Here is a 20,863-nt window from a genome sequence, read left to right on the forward strand (position 1 = left end):
TTCAGCCAGCCCGGACGAGGCGGCGCATCAGCACCGCGATGATGATCAGAACGCCGGTCAGGATTCGTTGCACGAAAGGCTCCACGCCGACAATGGTCATGCCATTGACGAGCACGCCGGTGATCGCCACGCCGAGCAGCGTGCCGCCGACGCTCGGACTGCCGGTCGAGGATGCCGTGGTGCCGATGAAGACCGCCGCATAGCCCGGCAGCAGCAGCGGCTCGCCCATGGTGTGCTGGACGCTGCCCAGGCGAGCGGCGAGCAGCAGACCGGCGAGCGCCGACAGACCGCCGGCGGCGGCGAAGGTGACGATGATGTCGCGCGTTACCGGCAGGCCGGCCAGCCTAGCCGCGCGCACATTGCCGCCGATGGCGCGGATGCGGCGGCCGAATTCGCTCTGGGACAGCACGAAGGCCGTGACGCCGAGGACCGCGACGATCCACAGCGCCAAGACCGGAATGCCGAGGATCGAGCCGCGGGCCAGCGCCTTAAAGCCGGCCGGCACCGACTGGAACAGGCTCTGCCCGCCGGACAGGCCGAAGGCGAGGCCAGACAGCACCGTCCCCAAGGCGAGCGTCGCGATGAAGGAGGGCACGCCGAAGCGAGCCACCAGAACGCCGTTGCCGACACCTGCCGCGACGCCGACGAGCAAGGCCGCAGCGACGGCAATGGCCACCGGCTGGCCGGCACCGAAGAGGATGAAGCAGATGACGGCCGCCAGCGACGCGGAATAGCCGACCGACAGGTCGAACTCGTTGATCGTCATGACCAGGGTCGCGGCGGTGGCGACGATGGCGAGCGTCGCCATCTGCTGGACCAGGTTGGCGACGTTGGCGGTCGAGGCGAAGGCCGTCGGCGCGGCGAGCGAAAACCCGGCACAGAGGAGGATGAAGGCCGCCAGCGTTCCGAACCGGCCGATGCTGCTGCTCATTGCCCCGTTCCCCCGGCTTGCGCGGCCGCGGCCAGCGCCTCCGGTATCGCTTCGTTTCGTGAAAGATCGGCCACGGCCTCGCCGCGGAAGAAGACGAGCACGCGGTCGCCCAGCTCGATCGCCTCGTCGCGGTCGGATGTCGACACCAGGACCGCGTTGCCGTCCGCCGCGATGGCCCGGACGATCGATCGGATCGTCGCCTTGGCGACGATGTCGACGCCCTCGGTCGGCTCGTCGAGCAGCATCAGCTTGGAATGGCGGGTCGCCCAGCGCGAAAACAGGAGCTTCTGCTGGTTGCCTCCCGATAGCGTGCGCGCGGGATCCTCGCCTCGGCCATAGACCAGCGAGACATGTCCGGCGGCAACCGAAAAATCCTCACGCTCCGCCGTGCGGCTCGGCAGAGGCAGGCGCTTCGTGCGGCGATATCGGGACAGCAGCGGCAACGTCTTGTTGCTGACGAGGTCCATGTCGGCGAACAGGCCGTTGCGATGCCGATCGGCGGGCACGTAGGAGACGCCGGCGCGCACCGCCTCGCGTGGGCTGCGCGGCGCGTAGGACGCTCCCGTCAACCGCATCCGGCCGGAACGCCGGGACTCGGCACCCCAAAGCGCGTTGAGCAGGCTGGAGCGGCCTGAGCCCGACAGCCCGTAGAGCGCGACGACCTCGCCGGGATGCACCTTGAAGGAGGTGGCGCCGGTCAGCTCACCGGCCCGCAGGTTCTCGACTTCGAGCACCGGTGGCGCATCCGACCGCACGGCGCTTACATGCTCGCTGGCCAGCCGTTCGCCGCCCATGGCCCGCACCAGAGCATCGACGGAGAGATCGCCCGCGTCGAAGCGGGCGCTCACCCGGCCGTCGCGCAACACGACGGCGCGGTCACAGAAATCCGCCATCTCATCCAGCCGATGGGTGACGAGGATGATCGAAGTGCCCGTTTCGCGCGTCCGGTCCAGCATGGCGTAGAACTGCGCGGCGTCCTCGGCCGGCAGTGCCGCGGTCGGCTCGTCGAGGATGAGCAGCCGGCCCTTGTCGGCGAGTGCCCGCAGCAACCGGACGAACTGCCGCTCGGCCGTCGACAGGTGCATCACCGGGACGTCGAGCGGCAGGTCGGGCGCGATCGTCGCCGCGACCGCTGCGATGCTGCTGCGCATGGCGGCCCGGTCGATCCGCCCGAAACGCCGGGGATAGGAGCGGCCCAGCCAGCAATTGTCGATGGTGTCGAAGGCGGGAACCAGCGGCGCGTCCTGATGGATCACGCGAATCCCGGCGGCATAGGCGTCCTGGGCCGAGGCCAAGGGGCCGTCATGTCCCTCCATGCGGATGCTGCCGGCATCCGCATGTTGGGCGCCAGCGACGATCTTGATCAGCGTCGACTTGCCGGCACCGTTGTGGCCGGCCAGACCGACCACCTCTCCCGCCGCCACCGACAGGCTAACGTCGGCCAGGGCCTCGGTCGCCCCGAAGCGCTTGGTGATGCCCTGCAGGTCGAGCAAGGTCAGCAGGTGACGCCGAGGCTCTCGCGCGTGACGAGGTCGACCGGGGCGTACAGTCCCTGTTGGTCCAGTGTCTCGCCGGCGAACAGCTTTTCGAGCTCACCCGCGGCGATCTCCGCCATCTGCGGGAATCCCTGGCGCACCGTAGCGATATAGTTGGTGCAGGCCTTGATCAGCTCGACGGCCTGCGGATTGGCGTCGATGCCGGCGATCACGATGTCGGTCCGCCCGGCCGCCTCGGTCGCGAGCTCGGCGCCGATGCCCGGCTCGTCCCACGCCGCCCAGACCGCATCGATGGCGCCCTTGCCCGGATGCGCGAGCAGCATGGCGTCCATCGCCGCACGGCTGTCATCGATCTGCCCCGGCACCTGGACATAGTGGTTGTCGACTTCCTTGATGCCCGGCGTCTTCGCCAGCGCATCGTCGAGCGCGATCTCGCGCTGGCGCACGCCCGGATGGGCGGAATGGAAGAAGCGCACGATGTTGCCTTCGCCGCCGAGCTGGTCGAACAGGAAGGTCGTCATCGTCTCGCCCAGCACGTAATTGTCCGAAGTGACGTTGAGCACGGTCGCGTCGTTCTTGGCGCCGTCGATCGTGATCACGGGGATGCCGGCGGCCTTGGCCTTGTCCACCTGGTCCTGAATTTGCGCCGGGTCGACCGAGACGAGCACGATGGCGTCGACCCCCGTCGTCGTCGCATCCTCGACGCGGCCGGCAAAGGCTCCCATGTCGCCGGCGGTATCGACCACGTCGACGCTCCACCCCTTCGCAGCGGCCTCGTTCTGAAACGCTTCGACCATCTCGGCGGTGGTGACGGCGGAGAGATAGGGCGTGACGACGGCGATCCGCTCGTCCGCCGCCCGGGCAGCCAGCGCGGTGGACAGGACGATGGCGGACGCGAGACTGATCGCCAGGGATACTCGTTGCACGGTTGGGCCTCCAGTTTTGAAGCGACCTTAGCCGCAGAGCCCCGGCCTTCCAAGTGCACACCGATGAAAACCGGCGCCGCCCGAGGTCCGAAACGGCGCTTCGACGGCGCCCGATCGGAGACATGCGATCGAAGGCTTGCTCTTCGATCGGTCCTTCGGCCATAAGCCGTTGGCCTCAGCCCCGTTGAAGGAGACCTGCCTTGCAGCGCAACCGCCTCATTCTCGACACCGACGGCGGAGTCGACGACGCGCAGGCGCTCCTGCTGCTGATCGCAGGCGGCCGGGCGCCGGATGCGATCACTACGGTGTTCGGCAATGTCGGGCTGCAGACGGCTACGGCCAACATCCTGGCCACCTTGGCGGTCGCGCAGGCGGCTATCCCGGTCTACGCCGGTGCGGCGCAGCCGCTGGTGCAGCCGATCGTCGACGCCACCCACATCCATGGCGAGGACGGCCTCGGCGGCGCCCCCCGGCCGGCGAGCCAGGCCGAGCCGCACGGCGACGACGCCGTCCAGTTTCTGCGCGCCGCCCTGCTCGATGCCGCGCGCCGCAACGAAAAGGTCGATATCCTGACCATCGGCCCGCTCACCAACCTGGCGCTCGCGCTTCATCTGGAGCCGAGCATCATCGCCGGCATGGGCCAGCTGATCATCATGGGCGGCACGCTGATCGGGCGCGGCAACACCACGCCGGCCGCCGAGTTCAATATCTACGCCGATCCGGAAGCGGCCAGTATCGTCTTCGGCAGCGAGATCGAAACCGTCGTCGTGCCGTGGGAGACCTGCTACTCGCACCAGATCGGCGGCGAGGCGCTCGACGCGCTGTTCGCGGGGATCGCCGACAGCCCCTACAAGGCCTTCACCCAGGCGCTCGCCAATCAGAGCCGGGAGATCGTCAAGTCGTATACGGGGCGCGACGTCATGCGCTTCGTCGACCCCCTGGCCGCCGCCGTGGCGATCGAGCCGTCGATCGTCACGCGATCTCTCACAGCCTCGGTGCGGGTGGCACTGGCACCCGGCATCACTCGTGGCATGACGGTGGTCGACCCCAGCCGACGACTCGGCACTCCGGCGGTCACGCTGGTCGAGGAGGCCGATCTCGGCCGTTTGGTGGAACTTTACGCAGCATCGGCGGGACAGCGCTCTTAAGCGATACGACCGACTGAGGAAAACGCAGCTCGCTCTTCTCGTCTTCCGCTGGGGCGGCGTCTGGAATCATCCCAACAATATTGTATTTTCGCCACAGACCCGCCCCAAAGGCGGCAGTTCATAAAACATGATCTTTCGATTCATATTTTGATGTCCTAAGCGGCGCACTCCATTCGTCATGATCGGAGGCCGCCATGACCGTGTCTTCTCATCTTCGCATCCTGCTGTCGTCCGCCGGCTTCCTCGGGCTGGCGGCGCCGGTCTTCGCCCAGGACGTCATCCAGCTCGACCGCGTCGTCGTGGAAGGAGACGTAGAGACCAAAGGCGGCGTCGCCGACCCCACGGCGGTCGACGGATACGTCGCCGAGGATGCGACGGCCGGCTCGAAAATTGCGACCCCGATCAACGAGATTCCGCAGGCCGTCTCAGTGATTGGCCGCGAAGAGCTCGACGACCGCGGCGTCGAAAAGGTGGACGAGGCGCTTCGCTATACCGCCGGCGTATTCGCGCAGCCCTTCGGGTACGATTCCGACACCGACTGGATCTATATTCGCGGTTTCGACGCGACGCAGTCGGGCGCCTATCTCGACGGGCTGCAGCTCTATCAGTACGCCTTCGCCGGCATCATCGTCGATCCGTTCCTGGTCGACCGTATCGAAGTGCTGCGCGGCCCCGCCTCGGTGCTTTACGGCGGCTCGAATGCGGGCGGCCTGGTCAATTCCGTGTCCAAGCGCGCCAACGGCGAACGCATCCGCTACGTCGAGACGGGAATCACCGACGATCCGAATGGCTACGTGGCACTAGACCTCGGCGACCGCTTCAGCGAGGACAGTCCGTGGAGCTGGCGCGTCGTCGGACGGGTGAAGGGCGGAGACACCCAGACAGAATATGCCGACAACCTGCGCGGCGTGGTCGCGCCGAGCCTTCTGTTCGAACCCGATGCCGACACCCATCTGGAGCTCTACGGCAGCTACGAATATGACGACCAGCGCCATGTCGGCGGCTTCCTGCCGTATGTCGGCAGCGTCGTAGCGGCGCCCTACGGCTACGTCCCACGCGATCTCTATTATAGTGAACCGGACCTCGATAAGTTCGAGCAAAAGCAGGCGAGCCTCGGCTACGACTTCCAGCACAGCCTCAACGACACCGTGACGCTGCGCTCGAACACGCGCTGGATCCATGTCGAGCGTGAGGAGTACGGTCCCTACACGTACGATTACGACACCACCGACGACACGCTGTACCGGCTGAACTTCCAGCACGATACGTCAGCCGATCTGATCGAAACGGACAATCAGGCGGTCCTGAACTTCGACACCGGCGCAATTTCGCACGAGCTCCTGGCGGGCACCGACTATAAATTCTACCATTTCGACCAGGTTGCAGCCACCGGCGCGATCTCTGAGCTCGATCCGATCAATCCGGTCTACACGAACACGGAAGGCGCCTGGTACGATCCCTACGCCGATGAAACGATCGACATGAATCAACTCGGCGTCTATGCGCAGGACCAGATGAAGTTTGGCGGCGGCTGGATCGTTACGCTGAACGGTCGCTACGACGAAGTGTGGATCGACCGCGACGATCGTACCGCGACCGACGACGACTACGACGGCAACTATGGCGCCTTCAGCGGACGCGCGGGACTGGCCTACGAGTTCGCCAACGGGTTCACGCCCTATGCCAGCGTATCGCGCTTCTTCAACCCTCAGATCGGGACCGATGCGAGCGGTGAGCCCGTCGAACCGTTGGAAGGCGAGCAGTACGAAGTCGGATTCAAGTATTCTCCAACATTCCTGAATGCGACCTTCACGGCGTCGCTATTCGATCTGACACGCCGCAACAACCTGCAATCCGTATGGGATGGCTCGGGCTATACCTATTCGACGATCGGCGAGATTCGCTCACGCGGCATCGAGCTAGAGGCTAATGCGAATGTGACCGAAAGCCTGAAGCTGACCGCGGCCTTCACCACCTACGATCTCGAAATCACCGACGATATCGATGAGTCGATCATCGGCAACCAGCCCTATCTGATTCCCGAAACCCTGGCGTCCGTTTGGGCCGATTATACCATCCACGGCGGTGTCGCCGACGGACTGGGCTTCGGCGGTGGGATCCGGTACCAGGGCGAATCCTATGCCGATAACGAGAACACGTTGAAGGTGCCGGACGCGACGGTGTTCGATGCGGCCATCCACTACGACCGCGACAATTGGGGCGTCTCCCTCAACGTCAAGAACGTCTTCGACAAGAAATACGTCTCCGGCTGCCAGGGCGCTTACAGCTGCAACTACGGCGAAGGCCGCACGGGATTGCTGAAGGCCCACTTTAGCTTTTAGGAGGCCGAGGCCTATCGTGGAAGAAAAGCTTCGCTTCGATTGTCGCGGCCACGGCAATGTCGGTGGCGCGGTTGCGCCATGACTGCATCGACGCCGCCCCTGTTCGAACTCTCCGGCGTGAGCTTCGCGCCGGAGAGCCGCCGCATTGTCGGGCCGCTGAGCCTGAGCTTCGCGCACGGCCGCATCGTCGGGCTGATCGGTCCCAACGGCTCGGGCAAGTCGACGCTGGTGAAGATGCTGGCACGCCAGCAGAAGCCGAGCGAGGGTACGATCCGCTTTCTCGGTCAGGATATCGACCACGGCTCCGATCGCCAGTTCGCCCGCAGGCTCGCCTATCTGCCGCAGTTCATGCCGTCGACGGACGGCATGAACGTGGAGGAGTTCGTGGCACTCGGGCGCTTTCCCTGGCACGGCACGTTCGGCCGCTTCACGGTGAGCGACCGCGAGAAGGTCGACGATGCGATCGTCCAGACGAGCCTGGCAACCCTGCGCACCCGGCTGGTCGACAGCCTGTCCGGCGGCGAGCGCCAGCGCGTCTGGCTCGCCATGCTGCTCGCCCAGGATACCGAGTGCCTGGTGCTGGACGAGCCGACATCGGCTCTCGACATCGCGCATCAGGCCGACATGCTGGCACTCGTCGGCGATCTGGCGCGCCGACGCAGCCTATCCGTCGTCATCGTCCTGCACGACATCAACATGGCGGCGCGGCTCTGCGACCGGCTGGTGGCGCTCGGCGGCGGCCAGGTGGTCGCCGACGGGATGCCGGATGACATCATGCGGCCGGAGACCTTGCGCAAGATCTACGCGATCGACATGGGCATCTTCACCCATCCGGCGACCGGCGCGCCCATCGGCTACGTGCTGTGACACACGTCGCCCGCAATCCATCGCGCCGGCGCGTCCTGGCGATGCTGTCCGGCGCGGTATTGGCTACCGCGCGACCCGCGCTCGCGGCCGGGCGGCGCGTCGCGGTCCTCGACTGGGCGCTGCTGGAAACCGCTCTCGCGCTGGACCTCGTGCCGGTCGCGGGTCCCGAACTGAGGCAATTCCGCCGCATCGCGGTGGAACCGGATCTGCCGGCGACGATCGTCGATCTGGGCCTGCGCGGTTCGCCGAACTTCGAGCTCCTGGCCAGCTTGGCGCCCGACGTGATCTACGGCTCGAACTTCAGCGCCTGGGCGCACGACCTGGTCGCGCCGATCGCCCCGGTGCGCACCCTGTCGATCTATCTTCCCGGCGAGCCACCCTACCCCAAGGCCGAGGCCGTGATGCGCGCAATGGCCGAGGATACGGGGATCGGCAGGCATGCCGAGCCCGTAATCGCCGGGTTTGCCCGCCGCATCGACGAACGACGTCGTCTTTTGACCAGCCGCGCACAACGGCCCGTCTTTCTGGTGAGCATCGGCGATCCGCGCCATGTCCGCGTGTTCGGCGACGACGCGATGTTTGGCGACGTGCTGACGCGCCTCGGCTTCACCAACGCCTGGGGCAGGCAGACCAGCTACAGCGCGACGGCGCCGGTGGAGATCGAGGCGCTGGCGAAGGTGCCGGATGCGATCATCTGCATCATCGGGCCGGTTCCGCCGGATGCCACGCGCGTTTTGCCGCAAAGCGCGCTGTGGCGGGCCTTGCCGGCCGTGCGCGAAGGCCGCGTGCTGACGCTCGATCCGATCGATCCCTTCGGCGGCTTGCCGGCGGCCCAGCGCTTCGCCCGGTTGTTCGCAGCCGCACTCAGCGATCGGCCGGGTGGCGGATGAGACTGCCGTGGAGCAAACCGGCCACCGTCGGCTGGATCTTGGCCGCCGGTCTCGCCGCGTTGCTGTTCGTGCGGCAGGCCTGGCTCGCCTGGCCGCTGCCCGCAGATGCGATGCAGCGCGCCATCCTCGTCCACTCCGTGCTGCCCCGCGCCGCCGTCGCCATCGTCGCGGGCGCCGCCCTGGCGCTCTCCGGTGCGCTGCTGCAGCGCGTGCTGCGCAATCCGATCGCCGATCCTTCGACGCTCGGCGTCGCGGCGGGCGCGCAGCTGGCGATGACCGCCGCGACGATCTACGCGCCCGGCCTGATGGCGGTGTCGCGCGAACCCATCGCCTTTGCCGGCGGTGCCGCGGCGCTCGCCGTCATCCTCGCGCTCTCCTGGCGGCGCGGTCTCGATCCGGTGACAGTGATCATCTCGGGTATGCTGATCTCTCTCGTCGCGGCCTCGCTGAGCGCAACCCTGGTGCTGGCCCATGGCGAGTACATGATGTCGTTGTTCATCTGGGGCGGCGGTTCGCTGACCCAGCAGAGCTGGGGACCGAGCCTGTCGCTCGTCCTGCGGCTGGCGATCGCCGGCATCGCGACCGCCGCGCTCGCCCGCCCTCTGCTGTTGCTGACCCTCGACGACACCAGCGCCAAGGCGCTCGGCCTCGGGGTCGACACGACCCGACTTCTGACGCTCGCTGTCGCGGTCGGGCTGGCGACCAGCGTCACGGCCTCGGTCGGGGTGATCGGCTTTGTCGGCCTTGCCGCCCCCAATCTCGCGCGCCTTGCCGGTGCCAGGACGCTGAAGCAGATCCTCTGCACGGCACCGCTGGTCGGCGCGGCGCTGCTCTGGCTGACGGACAGTCTCGTGCAGCTCGTCCGGGTCGGCGGAACCGAGCTGGTGCCGACAGGGGCGGTGACGGCGCTGCTGGGCGGCCCGCTGCTGCTGTGGCTGTTGCCGCGCCTGCGCCGCACGCCGGCGCGCTCGTCCGGAATGGACCGCACGGCGTCGATCCGTCATCCCCGCCGAATGCTGCTGGCGCTGCTGGCGATCACCGCTCTCCTGGCCGTGCTGGCGCTGTTTCTCGGCAAGGGGCCAGAAGGCTGGCTCTGGGCGACGGGCTCGACCTTTGACGTCGTGGCGCCCTGGCGCTGGCCGCGCATCCTGGCCGCCGGCGCAGCCGGAGCCATGCTGGCGGCCGCAGGCTTCGTGATGCAGCGCGTCACCGGCAATCCGATGGCAAGCCCGGAAGTACTGGGCATCAGTTCCGGAGCCGGCGTCGGTCTCGCCACCGTTCTGATTCTCGCCGGCAGCGTTTCGCGTGATCTGGAGTTCATCGGATGCCTCGCCGGTTCGCTGGCCGCTCTCGCCGCGGTCCTCGTGATCGCGGTCCGCCACCAGTTCGGTGCCGAGCGCCTCCTCCTGTCCGGCCTTGCCGTAGGCGCCCTGGCGGGCGCGGTCATCACCGCCGTCATCGCGCGCGGTGGACCCGAGTCGATGCGGCTGCTGACCTGGCTGAGCGGCTCGACACAGCGCGTGGCGCCCACCGAGGCGATCATCCTGGCGGTCTTCGCCGTGGCGATGATCGCGCCTTTGCCGTTCCTGCGGCGATGGCTGACGATCCTGCCGCTCGGCAACGCGCTGGCTCGTTCGATCGGCCTGTCGCCCCGCCTCGCCGGCGGCGGGCTGGTGCTCCTCGCCGCCGTCCTGTCGGCCACCGCAACCCTGTTCGTCGGGCCGCTGTCCTTCGTCGGGTTGATGGCGCCGCATCTGGCGCGGCTGGCCGGCGGACCACGGCCGGGCCCGCAGCTGGCGCTGTCCGTGGCGATCGGAACGGCCCTGATGGTCCTGGCCGACTGGCTGGCGCGAACGCTGACCTTTCCCTATCAGCTGCCGCTCGGGCTTTTCGCCTCGCTGATCGGGGCGCCCTACCTGATCTGGCTCATCAATCGACGGCCACAGGGTGCCACACGCTGACCGATGCCCGGTCAGGAATGCAGTTTGGCGCCCTTGGTCGCCTTGTCGACGTCCTTGCGGGGGCCGCGCAGCGCGATTCCGACGAGATCCGGCGCATCGGCCGGCTCGGCCTTGAAGACTTCCCGATTGGCCGCGTCGTGGCCGGTCGCGAACATCGCCCGGACATAGACGGCCCTCGCCAGGCCCCGGTCGATGGCTTGGCGGTAGGCGCGCTGCAGCGTCTCGCCCGACGCGGCAAAGATCAGCATCGGCTGGCCCAGCAGGCGGGCATGCTGGCGCCCCGCGGCGTCCTCATAGGGCTCGCCCATGGCTTCGGGCGCCTCGTGGGCGATGCCGGTCGCCAGGAAGGCCGTGACGTTCAGCTTCTGCCAGGTTTCCAGATCCTCGAGCACGAGGATCGCCACCTTCGTATCGAACATGCCTTTATCCGCTGCGTCGTTCGTCGTCGGCGCAGCGTTACCCCGTCGCGGGTGATACGTCTGGAACGTTCGTGCGCCCCCTGCGATAGGCCGCGGGCGTCATGCCGTAGGCGCGGCGAAACCAGCGCCCCAGATGGCTCTGATCGGCGAAGCCGGCGGCAAAGGCGGCGTCGGCCGGCGCCACGTTCTCCTTCAGGAGGCGACGCGCCTCGGCCAGCCTGAGCTGCACCAGATAGGCGTGGGGCGAGGTGCCGTAGGCCGTGCGGAAGGCGCGCGCGAGCTGGAAACGGTCGCTCGCGCCGGCTGCTTCCGCCAACGCGTCCAGACCGACATCCTGGCGCAGGCAATCATGCAGCCGGTCGCGGGCACGCCGCGCCACCCACGACCCGGCATCTTTGGCGCCGTCGTCCTGCAGCGGCAGACCGAGATGCGTGCGCAGATGCAGGACCACCGCGTCGAGCGCCGCATCGATCATCAGCCGAGGACCGGTCTTGTCGACAAGGCGGCAGGCCCAGGCGATCGCCGCGCCGAGGCGCCGGTCATCGGCGAGCGTCGAACGAAAGCCGACGGCCTGGGCCGGGCCGGCGAGACGCGCATCGAGCCAGGACTGCGGCAGATAGAGCATGCTGTAGGCGAAGCCGCCGCCGGTCACCGCCTGGCCATCATGCATCTCGCCCGGCTCGATCAGAATGACCCGGCCGCGCGTGCTCTGCCGCCGCTCTCCGCGACAGAAGAAATCCTGGACTCCGCGTTCGGTTACGCCGACGAGCCATTCCTCATGATGGTGCAGGTCGTAGGCATGGCCGAAGAAGCATGCCGAAATCGCCTCGATTCCGGTCCCGGCATCCCGCGCCAGACGAAGGCGGTCAGAGCGACGCAAAGAGCAACCTGTCGTGTTTTGCCGTATCGGGCAGAGGCCCACGACCGGTGTCGAGCTTGAGGTCTTCGTTCGATACCGGCCTCACGCACTATGGCGCGAGGCGCCGCCATCGCGCAACCGGTACGGCCATTCAGTTCGCCTGCACAGGATACGCGCCGCTACCGGATCTGATAGGCGACCGGCACCGTGAAGCTCATGCTGCTGCGGCCCGCGGCGGCCGGAATCGGGGGAAACGGCGCGGCACGGCGGATCAGATCGACCACCGCGTTGTCGAGGATGGTGTGCCCCGACGATCGCACCAGCCGGACGCCGGAGACACCGCCGCCGCTCGACACGGTGAAGGCGACGGTCGCGGTGCCTTCGGCGCGCTCGCGCCTGGCCTGCGAAGGATAGCGCTGTGCCCGCCGAATACGGCGCAGGATCTCGCCCGAATAGTTCGAACGCGCAGCGGTGGCCTCGACGCGGCTCACGCCACCGCCGGCCGTCCGGGCGGCATTGCCCTGATTGCGCGAGCCGCGCTGCGCGGTGGCCGCCTGCTTGCCGTTATCACCAGCGCGAGGCTTGGCCCTGGTCGTGATGCGCTTCGGCGTTTCCCGTCGCGGGGTCGGGTCTGCCTGCGCCACCCGTCGGGGCGGCGTCGGCCGAGCCGTGGGACGGGGAACGTTGTCGGGTTGAGGATCTTCCGCCTCGACCACTTCGGCGGTGGTCGCGACCATCGTTTCGGCAGGAACGGCCTGCTCGGTCTCGGCTTCGGCAGTCTGGACCGTTTCGGCCGGAGCGACCTCGGTGGGCTCCGGCTTGGCGGTCTCGGGTTCGACCGCCGCAACGGTCGCCGACGTCGTCGGCGGGGTGATCTCGGGTTTGGCCGTTTCAGGCACGGCGGCGAGAGCTGTCGGCGTTTCGGCCGGTGGAGGTGGCGTCGCTTCGGCAGGCTCGACGGTTTCCGGCTGCCGGGTCTCGGCAGGAGCCTGATCGGTGGGCGTCATGGCTTCCGACGGAACCGGTTCAGCGGTCTCGGTCGGCATCGCCTCGACCGGCGTTTCGGGCGTCTCGGCCACGTCGACCGGCTCGGCGACCTCGGCGTCCACCACTTCGCTGGGTGCGATGTCGGCCGGCGGCGTATCGGTTTCGCCCGAATCGCCGGCTGCGACCGCGTCGAAGGGATCGCCGGCAACGGCGATCGAGACGCCGGGGCTGCCTTCGATCATCGGCGGCTCGTCCTCGTGCTGCCCGACGATCCACCAGGCGAGCGCGCCGTGCAGGGCGAGCGACAGGAAGACGGCGAGCGTCCAATGACCGGCCGTGAACCGCATCACGAGGCCCCTGCCATGCGCGTGACGATGCGGGCCGAATAGCCCTGGGCTTGCAGCATCCGGATCAGGTCGATCAAGTCGCGCGCCGAGAGCGACCGGTCGGCGAGGACCTCGATGCCGTCGGCATCCGCGTTTCCCGTCGCAGGCCGGGCCTGGCGGAGACGCTCGACCAGCCCATCGCGCGACACGGGCTTGCCGCCATAGCGGATTTCACCGTCGGCGGTCACCGAGATCGGCTCGACCGGCGGCTTTTCCCGCTCGGCGTCGCTGGTTCGAATGAGATCGATGTCGCGATCGGTTCCCGGTGCCAGGGTTCCGGCGAGAAGGAAGAAAATGAGCATCAGAAAGACGATGTTAATCAACGCGATCGTCGGATCCTGCGGCGGTTTCTTGGCGGGTCGCTCCAGGCGCATCGATCCGGTCCTAGTCCGTCACGGAGACCGCGGTGAAGCCCGCACGCCGGCTCGTCTCCACCGCCGTCACCAGGCTCTGGCTGTCGCCGCCGTCGAGGGCGGTGATCACGAGCGACTCCGCGCCGATGCCGCGCAAGGTCTCGAGGCGCGCGGCCAGCGCCTCTGCCGGCAGCACCTCGCCGTTGACCTCGAAGCTCGCGTTCGGCCCGACCCGCAACAGGACGTCCGGCGCGCCCCCGCCGGCTCCACTGACCGACGGCGCGATGTCGACCCGCTGATGGCGGGTGAAGGTCGATGACAGCATGAAAAACAGCAGCAAGAGGAAGATGACGTCGATCAGCGACGTCATCGACAAGGCGGCGCGCCGCTTGCGGGGAGCAGCGATACGCATGGGCTATTCCCCGGGGACGGCACCGACGGCCATGCCCCTCTTCGCCACCGCCGCCGGCAGCTCGGGACGACGATCGGTCGCGCGCCGGGTGAAGACGGCCGTCAGCAAGGTTTCGATGGCGATCCGTTCATTGTCGATGCGGCCATCGAACCAGGTGGTGATGAGCGACACCGGCATGGCGATCGCAAGGCCGACGGCCGTCGTCAGCAGCGCCACCCAGATGCCGCCGGCGAGCTGCGAGGGATCGATATTGGCGCCGGCCTCCTGCATCGCCTGAAAGGCCTGGATCATGCCGAGCACGGTTCCGAACAGGCCGAGCAGCGGCGCGATCTGCGCCACCGCCTCGAGCAGCCGCAGGCCGCGCGACAGGGAGTGCAACCGCTCCTGCGCGATCCGCGCGGCGTCTTCCTCGACGATCTGGCGATCAAGGCCGCCGAAGATCAGCCCGCGCAGGGCTGCGGCCACCGTGCCGGCAACAGGCCCCCTTCCCGCTTCGGCGGCCTGCAGGGCGACATGATCCTGGCCGTGGATCCAGGCGTCGACGGCGCGCTTGGCCGAACGGCGGCGTCCGACGCCCTCGGCCGCGAACTGCCACAATTTGAGGATGATCACGGCGAGCGCGACGACCGACAGGACGACGAGGATCACGACGACGGAGCCGCCGAGTTCGAAAAGAGCCGTTATGGGCGCCAGCAGAGTGTCGAGAACCATCGCCCGCTCCTACAGGCCGAAGCCGACTTGCGCGCGCGAGGAGACCTGGAGCGCCGCCATGCAGCCTCCGTCCGCCTCGTCCGCGCCTTCGCAGGCCGCGACGTCGTTGAGCAGGACGCGAGACAACGTGCCGCAATCGGTGTCCTTGAGGTCGAACTCGCGAACTTTCGTCTTGTCCTGCGCCAGCGCTCCGAAATCGAGGACGAGAAGGCGGTCGATCAGCCCGTCCTTGTTGAACAGGACAACCTCGAAGGCTGCCCGCTCCAGCGCGCCGGGAAGGCCGTTGTGAACGACGAAGCCGAGCCGGCAGCCCGTCTGGCTCGGCCGCACCGCGTTGAGCTCCAGCGACAGGCTCGGCTTCGACGCGGGCGCATCCTGCGCTTCGGCAGTGAGACAGAACGCCGGCAGGATCGTCAGTCCCAGCACCAGCATCACCAGTTTTCGCAGCACGTTCCTATTCCTCATGACTCGAAGTTTCACAGCGGGAGACGAAGCCGGCCGTTCCGGCCTTGCTCGAAGGGCACGGCACGCCACACCGCCCATATGCCAGCGGCGAACCATGCCTCGCACGTCTCGGCGACGAGCCCAGGTCATCGAAAACGACAGAATCGGACCCGGGCGGGTCATACGGGGCGCCACGAGCACACTCGTCTATTTTTCGGGCACCGGCGAGGTGCCGTCCAGACACTTCTATTTCGACGGTGGGCGCAAACGGAGACAAGGACGGCAAGACGCTCAGTTACTGGGACGGTCACCGAGAGGCCTCGATGCGACATACGGCCGACATAAACATGAATTCAACGTTCAAGTAAACGCCTGTGGCGCGACGGATCGAAGATATCCAACCCCGTTGTCGAGGACGCCGGCGCCGGCTCGGCCGATGTCGCGAGTTTCGATCCTGCGATCGTCAATTCCCAAGAATCGCCGGCAGGCGAAGGCCATGGCTTTCGGCGCATTCGACGGCGTCGTCGTATCCGGCATCGGCATGACGCATGACGCCGGTCGCCGGGTCGTTCCAGAGGACGCGGGCGATGCGCGCATCCGCCTCGGCGCTGCCGTCGCAGCAGATCACCATGCCGGAATGCTGGGAAAAGCCCATGCCGACGCCGCCGCCGTGATGCAGAGAGACCCAGGTCGCGCCCGAGGCGCAGTTCAGCAGCGCGTTGAGCAGCGGCCAGTCGGACACGGCATCCGAGCCGTCCTTCATCGCTTCCGTCTCGCGGTTGGGCGAGGCGACGGAGCCGGAATCGAGGTGATCGCGGCCGATGACCACTGGCGCCGACAGCTCGCCGTTCCTGACCATCTCGTTGAAGGCGAGGCCGAGCTTGTGGCGCACGCCCAGCCCGACCCAGCAGATGCGCGCCGGCAGGCCCTGAAAGGCGATGCGCTCGCGCGCCATGTCGAGCCAATTGTGCAGGTTCGGGTCGTCGACCAGTTCCTTAACCTTGGCGTCGGTCTTGTAGATGTCCTCAGGGTCGCCCGACAGCGCGCACCAGCGGAACGGGCCGATGCCTCGGCAGAACAGCGGCCGGATATAGGCCGGCACGAAGCCCGGAAACGCGAAGGCGTTTTCCAGGCCTTCCTCTTTCGCCACCTGGCGGATGTTGTTGCCGTAGTCGAGCGTTGGCACGCCGGCGTTCCAGAAATCGACCATCGCCTGGACGTGCACCCTCATCGATGCGCGCGCCGCCTTTTCGACCGCTTTCGGGTCGCTCTCCTGTCTCTCGCGCCACTCGGCGACCGTCCAGCCTTGCGGCAGATAGCCGTGCACAGGATCGTGCGCCGAGGTCTGGTCGGTGACGATGTCGGGGCGGATGCCACCCGCCTTCATGCGTTCGACCAGCGCCGGAAAGACATCGGCGGCGTTGGCGATGAGGCCGACCGACTTGGCCTCGCCGGCCTTCGTCCAGGCCTCGATCATCGCCAGCGCCTCGTCGAGCGTGTCGGCCTTCTCGTCGAGATAGCGGGTGCGCAGGCGGAAATCGGCACGGGTCTCGTCGCATTCGACGGCGAGGCAGCAGGCGCCGGCCATCACCGCTGCGAGCGGCTGAGCGCCGCCCATGCCGCCGAGGCCGGCGGTCAGGATCCATTTGCCCTTCAGGCTGCCGTCATAATGCTGGCGGCCGGCCTCGGCGAAGGTTTCGTAGGTGCCCTGAACGATGCCCTGGGTGCCGATATAGATCCACGAGCCGGCCGTCATCTGGCCGTACATGGCCAGCCCCTTGCGATCGAGCTCGTTGAAGTGCTCCCAGGTCGCCCAATGCGGCACCAGATTGGAGTTCGCGATCAGGACGCGCGGCGCATCCTTGTGGGTGCGAAAGACGCCGACCGGCTTGCCGGACTGGACCAGCAGCGTCTCGTCGTCCTCCAGCGTCTTCAGCGTCGCGACGATGCGGTCGAAATCGTCCCAGGTGCGGGCGGCACGGCCGATGCCGCCATAGACGACGAGCTCGTGCGGGTTTTCCGCCACGTCCGGATGCAGATTGTTCATCAGCATGCGCATCGGCGCCTCGGTCAGCCAGCTCTTGGCGCTGATCTGAGATCCGGTCGGCGGATAGATGTCGCGCATGTTGTGCCGGGAACTTGCCATGGCGCGGGGTCCCTTCAATGTCGTGCGAGCGCGCCGGCGAGCGCCCGCTCGCTCAGCGCCTCGAGGATGGCCTTCAGGTGGACGCGCAGCCTCTCGGCCTTCTCGCCGTCGTAGGCGAAGGGCAGCTCCTCGGCGGCGAGATGGGTCGACTGGGCGAGCTCCATCTGGACCGCATGGATGCCGTCCTCGGGTTTTCCATAATGGCGCGTCGTCCATCCGCCCTTGAAGCGGCCGTTGACGACGGAGCTGTAGCCCTCGGCGCGCGCGCAGATCGAGGCGACGGCCTCTTCGAGAGCCGGCGCGCAGCTGGCGCCGTCATTCGTGCCGATATTGAAGTCGGGCAGGATGCCGTCGAAGAGGTAGGGGATCCGGGAGCGGATCGAATGGCAGTCATAGAGCACGGCGACGCCATGCCTGGCTTTCACCCGCGCCAGCTCCGCCTCGAGCGCCGCGTGGTACGGCGCATGAAAGCCTTCGAGACGAGCTTGGATGTCCTGCGGGGTCGGGTCTTGACCCTCCCGATAGATCGGCCGCCCGTCGAAGTCGGTAACGGGGCAAAGGCCCGTCGTGTTCTGTCCGGGATACAGGCTTCGGCCGCTCGGATCCCGGTTCGCGTCGATCAGATAGCGATGAAAACTCGCGCTGACGACTGTCGCATCCGGCACCAGGTCGGCATAGAGCCGATCGAGGTGCCAGTCGGTGTCGGTGAGGCGCTGGCCCCGTTCGTCGAGAGCGCCGTGGACGTCGGGCGGCAGCCATGTGCCGGTGTGCGGCAGGGCCAGAACCAGGCAGCTTTCGCCACGGGATACGGTGAAGGGTTGCATCAGCTCTCTCCCAGGACGAGGCGGTCGCCCAGGCCTGCTGCATCGCAGATCTCGCCGGATGCGATCAGGCCGGCGGACGCCTGAAGGTCCGCCGCGAGATAGCGGTCGGCCTCGAGCGCCGGGCAATCCTGCCGGAGACGCGCCACCACGGCCTCCAGCGGCGGGCTCGATCGAAACTCGGCGCGGAACTCGACGCCCTGAGCGGCGCAGAGCAGTTCGATTCCCAGAATCTGCGCGAGGTTGGCGTTCATGGCCGTCAAGCGCCTGGCCCCATGCGCGGCCATCGACACATGGTCCTCCTGATTGGCGCTGGTGGGCGTCGAATCCGTCGAGCAGGGATTGGCGAGGTGCTTGTTCTCGCTCATCAGGGCGGCGGAGGTCACCTCGGCGATCATGTAGCCGGAATTGAGCCCCGGATCGGGCGTCAGGAAGGGGGGCAGATCGAAGGACAAGGCGGGATCGACCATCAGCGCGACGCGCCGCTGTGCGATGGCGCCGATCTCCGCGACCGCCAAGGCGATCTGATCGGCGGCGAAGGCGACGGGTTCGCCATGAAAGTTGCCGCCCGAGACGATGCTCCCCGAAGAGGTCAGCACGAGGGGATTGTCGGTCACGGCGTTGGCTTCGACCGCCAACGTTTCGGCGGCGTGTCGTAAAAGGCCGACAGCGGCTCCCGTCACTTGCGGCTGGCAGCGGATGCAGTACGGGTCCTGCACGCGGCTGTCGTTGTCGACATGGCTTTCGCGAATGGCCGAGCCGGCCATCAGGTATCGCAGCGCCGCGGCGACTTCGATCTGGCCGCGGTGGCCGCGCAGCGTGTGAATCTCCTCCTCGAACGGCGCCGTCGACCCCATGATGGCGTCCGTGGAGAGCGCTCCTGTGACGACGGCAGCACGGGCGTTGCTCCAGGCCTCGAACAACCCCGCCAAGGCGTAGGCGGTGGAGAACTGGGTGCCGTTGATCAGGGCGAGCCCTTCCTTCGGCCCCAGCGTCACGGGCTCGAGGCCGGCTTCCGCCAGGGCTTCGCGAGCAGGGCGGATATGGCCGCGGTCATCGACCTCGCCCTCGCCGATCATCGCGGCGCTCATATGGGCGAGCGGAGCGAGATCGCCGGAGGCGCCGACCGAGCCCTGGACGGGAATGAGCGGCAGAATACCCCTCTCCAGCATCGCCTCGATCAGAAGGATGATCTCCCAGCGCACGCCCGAGGCGCCCCGTCCCAGGGACAACAGCTTGAGCGACATCATCAGCCGGACCACCGAAGCCGGCGTGCGTTCGCCGACACCACAGCAATGCGAAAGGATCAGGTTGCGCTGGAGCTGCGCCGTATCCTTCGGATCGATGCGCACGCTGGCGAGCTTTCCGAAGCCCGTGTTGACGCCATAGACCGCGGCTGCGCCGTTGGCCGCCTCGAGAATGCGGGCGGCGGCGTGTTCGACGCCGGCCCGGCAGGACCGGTCGAGCGATACCGCGCCGCCTTCGCGATAGATTTCTTCGAGCTGGGCGAGCGTCGCAGCTCCGGGTGTGAGTATCAATTCATTGGCCTCCCGAAAAAAGGCGCTCATGCAGCGGATGGGAACCGATCCAGTAGGAGAGTTCCGACGGTTGTTCGACATTCCAGATGGCAAGATCGGCCCTCAGCCCTGCCCGGATCACACCGGCATCGCTCAACCCGAGCGCGCGGGCGGCTTCACGGGTGACGCCCGCCAGCGCCTCTTCCGGTGTCAGGCGGAACAGCGTGGCCGCCATGTTCATGGTCAAGAGCAGTGAGGTGAGCGGCGAGGTCCCCGGATTGCAGTCGGTGGCGATCGCCATGGGAACGCCGGCCTCGCGCAGGGCCTGGACGGGGGGCTGCTGCGTTTCGCGAAGAGTGTAGAAGGCACCGGGCAGAAGCACCGCGCATGTGCCAGCCTCAGCCATCGCCGCGACAGCGTCCGAATCCAGATATTCGAGATGGTCCGCCGACAGCGCGCCATGGCGCGCGGCGAGCGCCGCGCCGCCGAGATTCGACAGCTGCTCGGCATGGAGCTTGACCGGCAGGCCGAGCGACGCCGCCTTGTCGAACACCTTGGCGATCTGCTCGGGCGAAAAGGCGATGCTCTCGCAGAAGCCGTCGACGGCATCGACGAGGCCACGCGCATGGGCGGCCTCCATGCCGGGCAAGACGATCTCGGCGATGTAATCGTCGGCGCGGCCGCTGAATTCCGCGGGCACCGCATGCGCCGCGAGATAGCTCGTCAGGACGCGCACGGGCCGGACTTCGCCGATGCGCCGCGCCACCCGCAGCATCTTCAGTTCGTCTTCGATGGTCAGGCCGTAGCCGGATTTGATTTCCAGCGTGGCCATACCCTCGGCCATCAGGGCGTCCACGCGCTTGAGCGCGTCGGCCAGCAGCTGGTCCTCGGGCGCCGCCCGGGTCGCCGCGACGGTGGAGACGATGCCGCCGCCCTCGCTGGCGATCTGTTCATAACTGGCGCCCAGAAGCCGGAGCTCGAATTCGCGCGCGCGATGGCCTCCGAAGACCACGTGGGTGTGACAGTCGATCAGTGCCGGCGTGACCAGTCGGCCCTGAAGATCGCGGCGCGTCCAACCCGCATAGCGGGCCGGAAGGTCATGACTGTCGCCGCACCACGCTATTCGACCCCCGTCGATCGCGATCGCGCCATCGTCGATCAGCCCATAGGGCACGGCCCCCTCTTCCATCGTGGCGAGGCGTGCATGGATGAGAATTTCGGGTGAAGGCGCCATCTTGTCCAAGTCC

19 protein-coding genes are annotated in these 20,863 nt (G+C 67.5%); 5 read left to right on the forward strand and 14 right to left on the reverse strand.

What is annotated here, in order from left to right:
• Position 1: 1 nt before the first annotated feature.
• Genes SMD10_RS00435 through SMD10_RS00445 form a run of 3 tightly spaced genes read right to left on the reverse strand, consistent with a single transcriptional unit; the run spans position 2 to position 3,353 of the window.
• Entirely contained in the window at positions 2 to 931 is a 930-nt protein-coding gene (locus SMD10_RS00435) for an ABC transporter permease (RefSeq protein ID WP_331683655.1), read from the reverse strand.
• Entirely contained in the window at positions 928 to 2,424 is a 1,497-nt protein-coding gene (locus SMD10_RS00440; protein ID WP_331683656.1) for a sugar ABC transporter ATP-binding protein, read from the reverse strand. Before SMD10_RS00440 ends, SMD10_RS00435 begins: the two co-directional genes overlap by 4 nt.
• 2 nt (positions 2,425 to 2,426) lie before the next feature.
• Entirely contained in the window at positions 2,427 to 3,353 is a 927-nt protein-coding gene (locus SMD10_RS00445) for a substrate-binding domain-containing protein (protein ID WP_331683657.1), read from the reverse strand.
• Positions 3,354 to 3,553: 200 nt separating this feature from the next.
• Between SMD10_RS00445 and SMD10_RS00450 the strand changes: the two genes are divergently transcribed.
• From SMD10_RS00450 to fhuB, 5 genes are all read left to right on the forward strand, one after another.
• The gene (locus tag SMD10_RS00450) at positions 3,554 to 4,501 is read left to right on the forward strand and encodes a nucleoside hydrolase (protein ID WP_331683658.1); all 948 of its coding nucleotides are present in this window, start codon (positions 3,554 to 3,556) and stop codon (positions 4,499 to 4,501) included.
• A 194-nt stretch (positions 4,502 to 4,695) separates the two neighbouring features.
• Positions 4,696 to 6,843 carry a TonB-dependent siderophore receptor gene (locus tag SMD10_RS00455; RefSeq protein WP_331683659.1) on the forward strand — a complete coding sequence of 716 codons (2,148 nt, stop codon included), beginning with the start codon at positions 4,696 to 4,698 and terminating at the stop codon, positions 6,841 to 6,843.
• Positions 6,844 to 6,921: 78 nt separating this feature from the next.
• The gene (locus tag SMD10_RS00460; protein ID WP_331683660.1) at positions 6,922 to 7,710 is read left to right on the forward strand and encodes an ATP-binding cassette domain-containing protein; all 789 of its coding nucleotides are present in this window, start codon (positions 6,922 to 6,924) and stop codon (positions 7,708 to 7,710) included.
• Positions 7,707 to 8,600, forward strand: coding sequence for an iron-siderophore ABC transporter substrate-binding protein (locus SMD10_RS00465; protein WP_331683661.1), 894 nt, complete (start codon positions 7,707 to 7,709; stop codon positions 8,598 to 8,600). The genes SMD10_RS00460 and SMD10_RS00465 overlap by 4 nt, the downstream gene beginning before the upstream one ends.
• Positions 8,597 to 10,561, forward strand: a complete 1,965-nt coding sequence (gene fhuB, locus SMD10_RS00470) for a Fe(3+)-hydroxamate ABC transporter permease FhuB (RefSeq protein ID WP_331683662.1) — start codon at positions 8,597 to 8,599, stop codon at positions 10,559 to 10,561. Before SMD10_RS00465 ends, fhuB begins: the two co-directional genes overlap by 4 nt.
• 11 nt (positions 10,562 to 10,572) lie before the next feature.
• On the opposite strand, the gene SMD10_RS00475 is transcribed toward fhuB, so the two are convergent.
• From SMD10_RS00475 to hutI, 11 genes are all read right to left on the reverse strand, one after another.
• Positions 10,573 to 10,980: a DUF2000 domain-containing protein gene (locus SMD10_RS00475; protein ID WP_331683663.1), complete on the reverse strand. Its 408-nt coding sequence runs from the start codon at positions 10,978 to 10,980 to the stop codon at positions 10,573 to 10,575.
• Between the two features lie 37 nt (positions 10,981 to 11,017).
• A complete protein-coding gene (locus SMD10_RS00480) occupies positions 11,018 to 11,860 on the reverse strand; it encodes an AraC family transcriptional regulator (RefSeq protein ID WP_331683664.1) in 843 nt (280 codons plus the stop codon).
• Positions 11,861 to 12,018: 158 nt separating this feature from the next.
• Positions 12,019 to 13,173: a TonB family protein gene (locus SMD10_RS00485; protein ID WP_331683665.1), complete on the reverse strand. Its 1,155-nt coding sequence runs from the start codon at positions 13,171 to 13,173 to the stop codon at positions 12,019 to 12,021.
• Positions 13,173 to 13,586: an ExbD/TolR family protein gene (locus SMD10_RS00490; RefSeq protein ID WP_331683666.1), complete on the reverse strand. Its 414-nt coding sequence runs from the start codon at positions 13,584 to 13,586 to the stop codon at positions 13,173 to 13,175. The genes SMD10_RS00485 and SMD10_RS00490 overlap by 1 nt, the downstream gene beginning before the upstream one ends.
• A gap of 10 nt (positions 13,587 to 13,596) precedes the next feature.
• A complete protein-coding gene (locus SMD10_RS00495; RefSeq protein ID WP_331683667.1) occupies positions 13,597 to 13,977 on the reverse strand; it encodes a biopolymer transporter ExbD in 381 nt (126 codons plus the stop codon).
• Between the two features lie 3 nt (positions 13,978 to 13,980).
• Complete coding sequence (locus SMD10_RS00500; protein ID WP_331683668.1) at positions 13,981 to 14,688, reverse strand: MotA/TolQ/ExbB proton channel family protein; 708 nt, start codon at positions 14,686 to 14,688, stop codon at positions 13,981 to 13,983.
• A 9-nt stretch (positions 14,689 to 14,697) separates the two neighbouring features.
• Positions 14,698 to 15,138, reverse strand: coding sequence for a hypothetical protein (locus SMD10_RS00505; protein ID WP_331683669.1), 441 nt, complete (start codon positions 15,136 to 15,138; stop codon positions 14,698 to 14,700).
• Between the two features lie 457 nt (positions 15,139 to 15,595).
• Positions 15,596 to 17,278 carry a urocanate hydratase gene (gene hutU, locus SMD10_RS00510; protein ID WP_331683670.1) on the reverse strand — a complete coding sequence of 561 codons (1,683 nt, stop codon included), beginning with the start codon at positions 17,276 to 17,278 and terminating at the stop codon, positions 15,596 to 15,598.
• A gap of 14 nt (positions 17,279 to 17,292) precedes the next feature.
• The gene (hutG, locus tag SMD10_RS00515) at positions 17,293 to 18,102 is read right to left on the reverse strand and encodes an N-formylglutamate deformylase (protein WP_331683671.1); all 810 of its coding nucleotides are present in this window, start codon (positions 18,100 to 18,102) and stop codon (positions 17,293 to 17,295) included.
• On the reverse strand, positions 18,102 to 19,667 hold the full coding sequence (gene hutH, locus SMD10_RS00520) for a histidine ammonia-lyase (RefSeq protein WP_331683672.1): 1,566 nt from the start codon (positions 19,665 to 19,667) through the stop codon (positions 18,102 to 18,104). Before hutH ends, hutG begins: the two co-directional genes overlap by 1 nt.
• Positions 19,639 to 20,850 (reverse strand): imidazolonepropionase, encoded by a 1,212-nt coding sequence (hutI, locus tag SMD10_RS00525; RefSeq protein ID WP_331683673.1) that lies wholly within the window; start codon positions 20,848 to 20,850, stop codon positions 19,639 to 19,641. Before hutI ends, hutH begins: the two co-directional genes overlap by 29 nt.
• Positions 20,851 to 20,863: the final 13 nt, after the last annotated feature.

This window comes from Consotaella aegiceratis (assembly GCF_036541425.1).
Taxonomy (GTDB): Bacteria; Pseudomonadota; Alphaproteobacteria; order Rhizobiales; family Rhizobiaceae; genus Consotaella; species Consotaella aegiceratis.

Excerpts from the sequence above, each read along its gene's own strand:
- SMD10_RS00460 (WP_331683660.1), top strand. The coding sequence starts at position 6,922 with ATGACTGCATCGACGCCGCCCCTGTTCGAACTCTCCGGCGTGAGCTTC.
- hutI (WP_331683673.1), bottom strand. The coding sequence starts at position 20,850 with ATGGCGCCTTCACCCGAAATTCTCATCCATGCACGCCTCGCCACGATG.
- SMD10_RS00500 (WP_331683668.1), bottom strand. The coding sequence starts at position 14,688 with ATGGTTCTCGACACTCTGCTGGCGCCCATAACGGCTCTTTTCGAACTC.
- fhuB (WP_331683662.1), top strand. The coding sequence starts at position 8,597 with ATGAGACTGCCGTGGAGCAAACCGGCCACCGTCGGCTGGATCTTGGCC.
- SMD10_RS00490 (WP_331683666.1), bottom strand. The coding sequence starts at position 13,586 with ATGCGCCTGGAGCGACCCGCCAAGAAACCGCCGCAGGATCCGACGATC.
- SMD10_RS00495 (WP_331683667.1), bottom strand. The coding sequence starts at position 13,977 with ATGCGTATCGCTGCTCCCCGCAAGCGGCGCGCCGCCTTGTCGATGACG.
- SMD10_RS00485 (WP_331683665.1), bottom strand. The coding sequence starts at position 13,173 with ATGCGGTTCACGGCCGGTCATTGGACGCTCGCCGTCTTCCTGTCGCTC.
- SMD10_RS00455 (WP_331683659.1), top strand. The coding sequence starts at position 4,696 with ATGACCGTGTCTTCTCATCTTCGCATCCTGCTGTCGTCCGCCGGCTTC.
- hutG (WP_331683671.1), bottom strand. The coding sequence starts at position 18,102 with ATGCAACCCTTCACCGTATCCCGTGGCGAAAGCTGCCTGGTTCTGGCC.
- SMD10_RS00435 (WP_331683655.1), bottom strand. The coding sequence starts at position 931 with ATGAGCAGCAGCATCGGCCGGTTCGGAACGCTGGCGGCCTTCATCCTC.
- hutU (WP_331683670.1), bottom strand. The coding sequence starts at position 17,278 with ATGGCAAGTTCCCGGCACAACATGCGCGACATCTATCCGCCGACCGGA.
- SMD10_RS00475 (WP_331683663.1), bottom strand. The coding sequence starts at position 10,980 with ATGTTCGATACGAAGGTGGCGATCCTCGTGCTCGAGGATCTGGAAACC.
- hutH (WP_331683672.1), bottom strand. The coding sequence starts at position 19,667 with ATGAGCGCCTTTTTTCGGGAGGCCAATGAATTGATACTCACACCCGGA.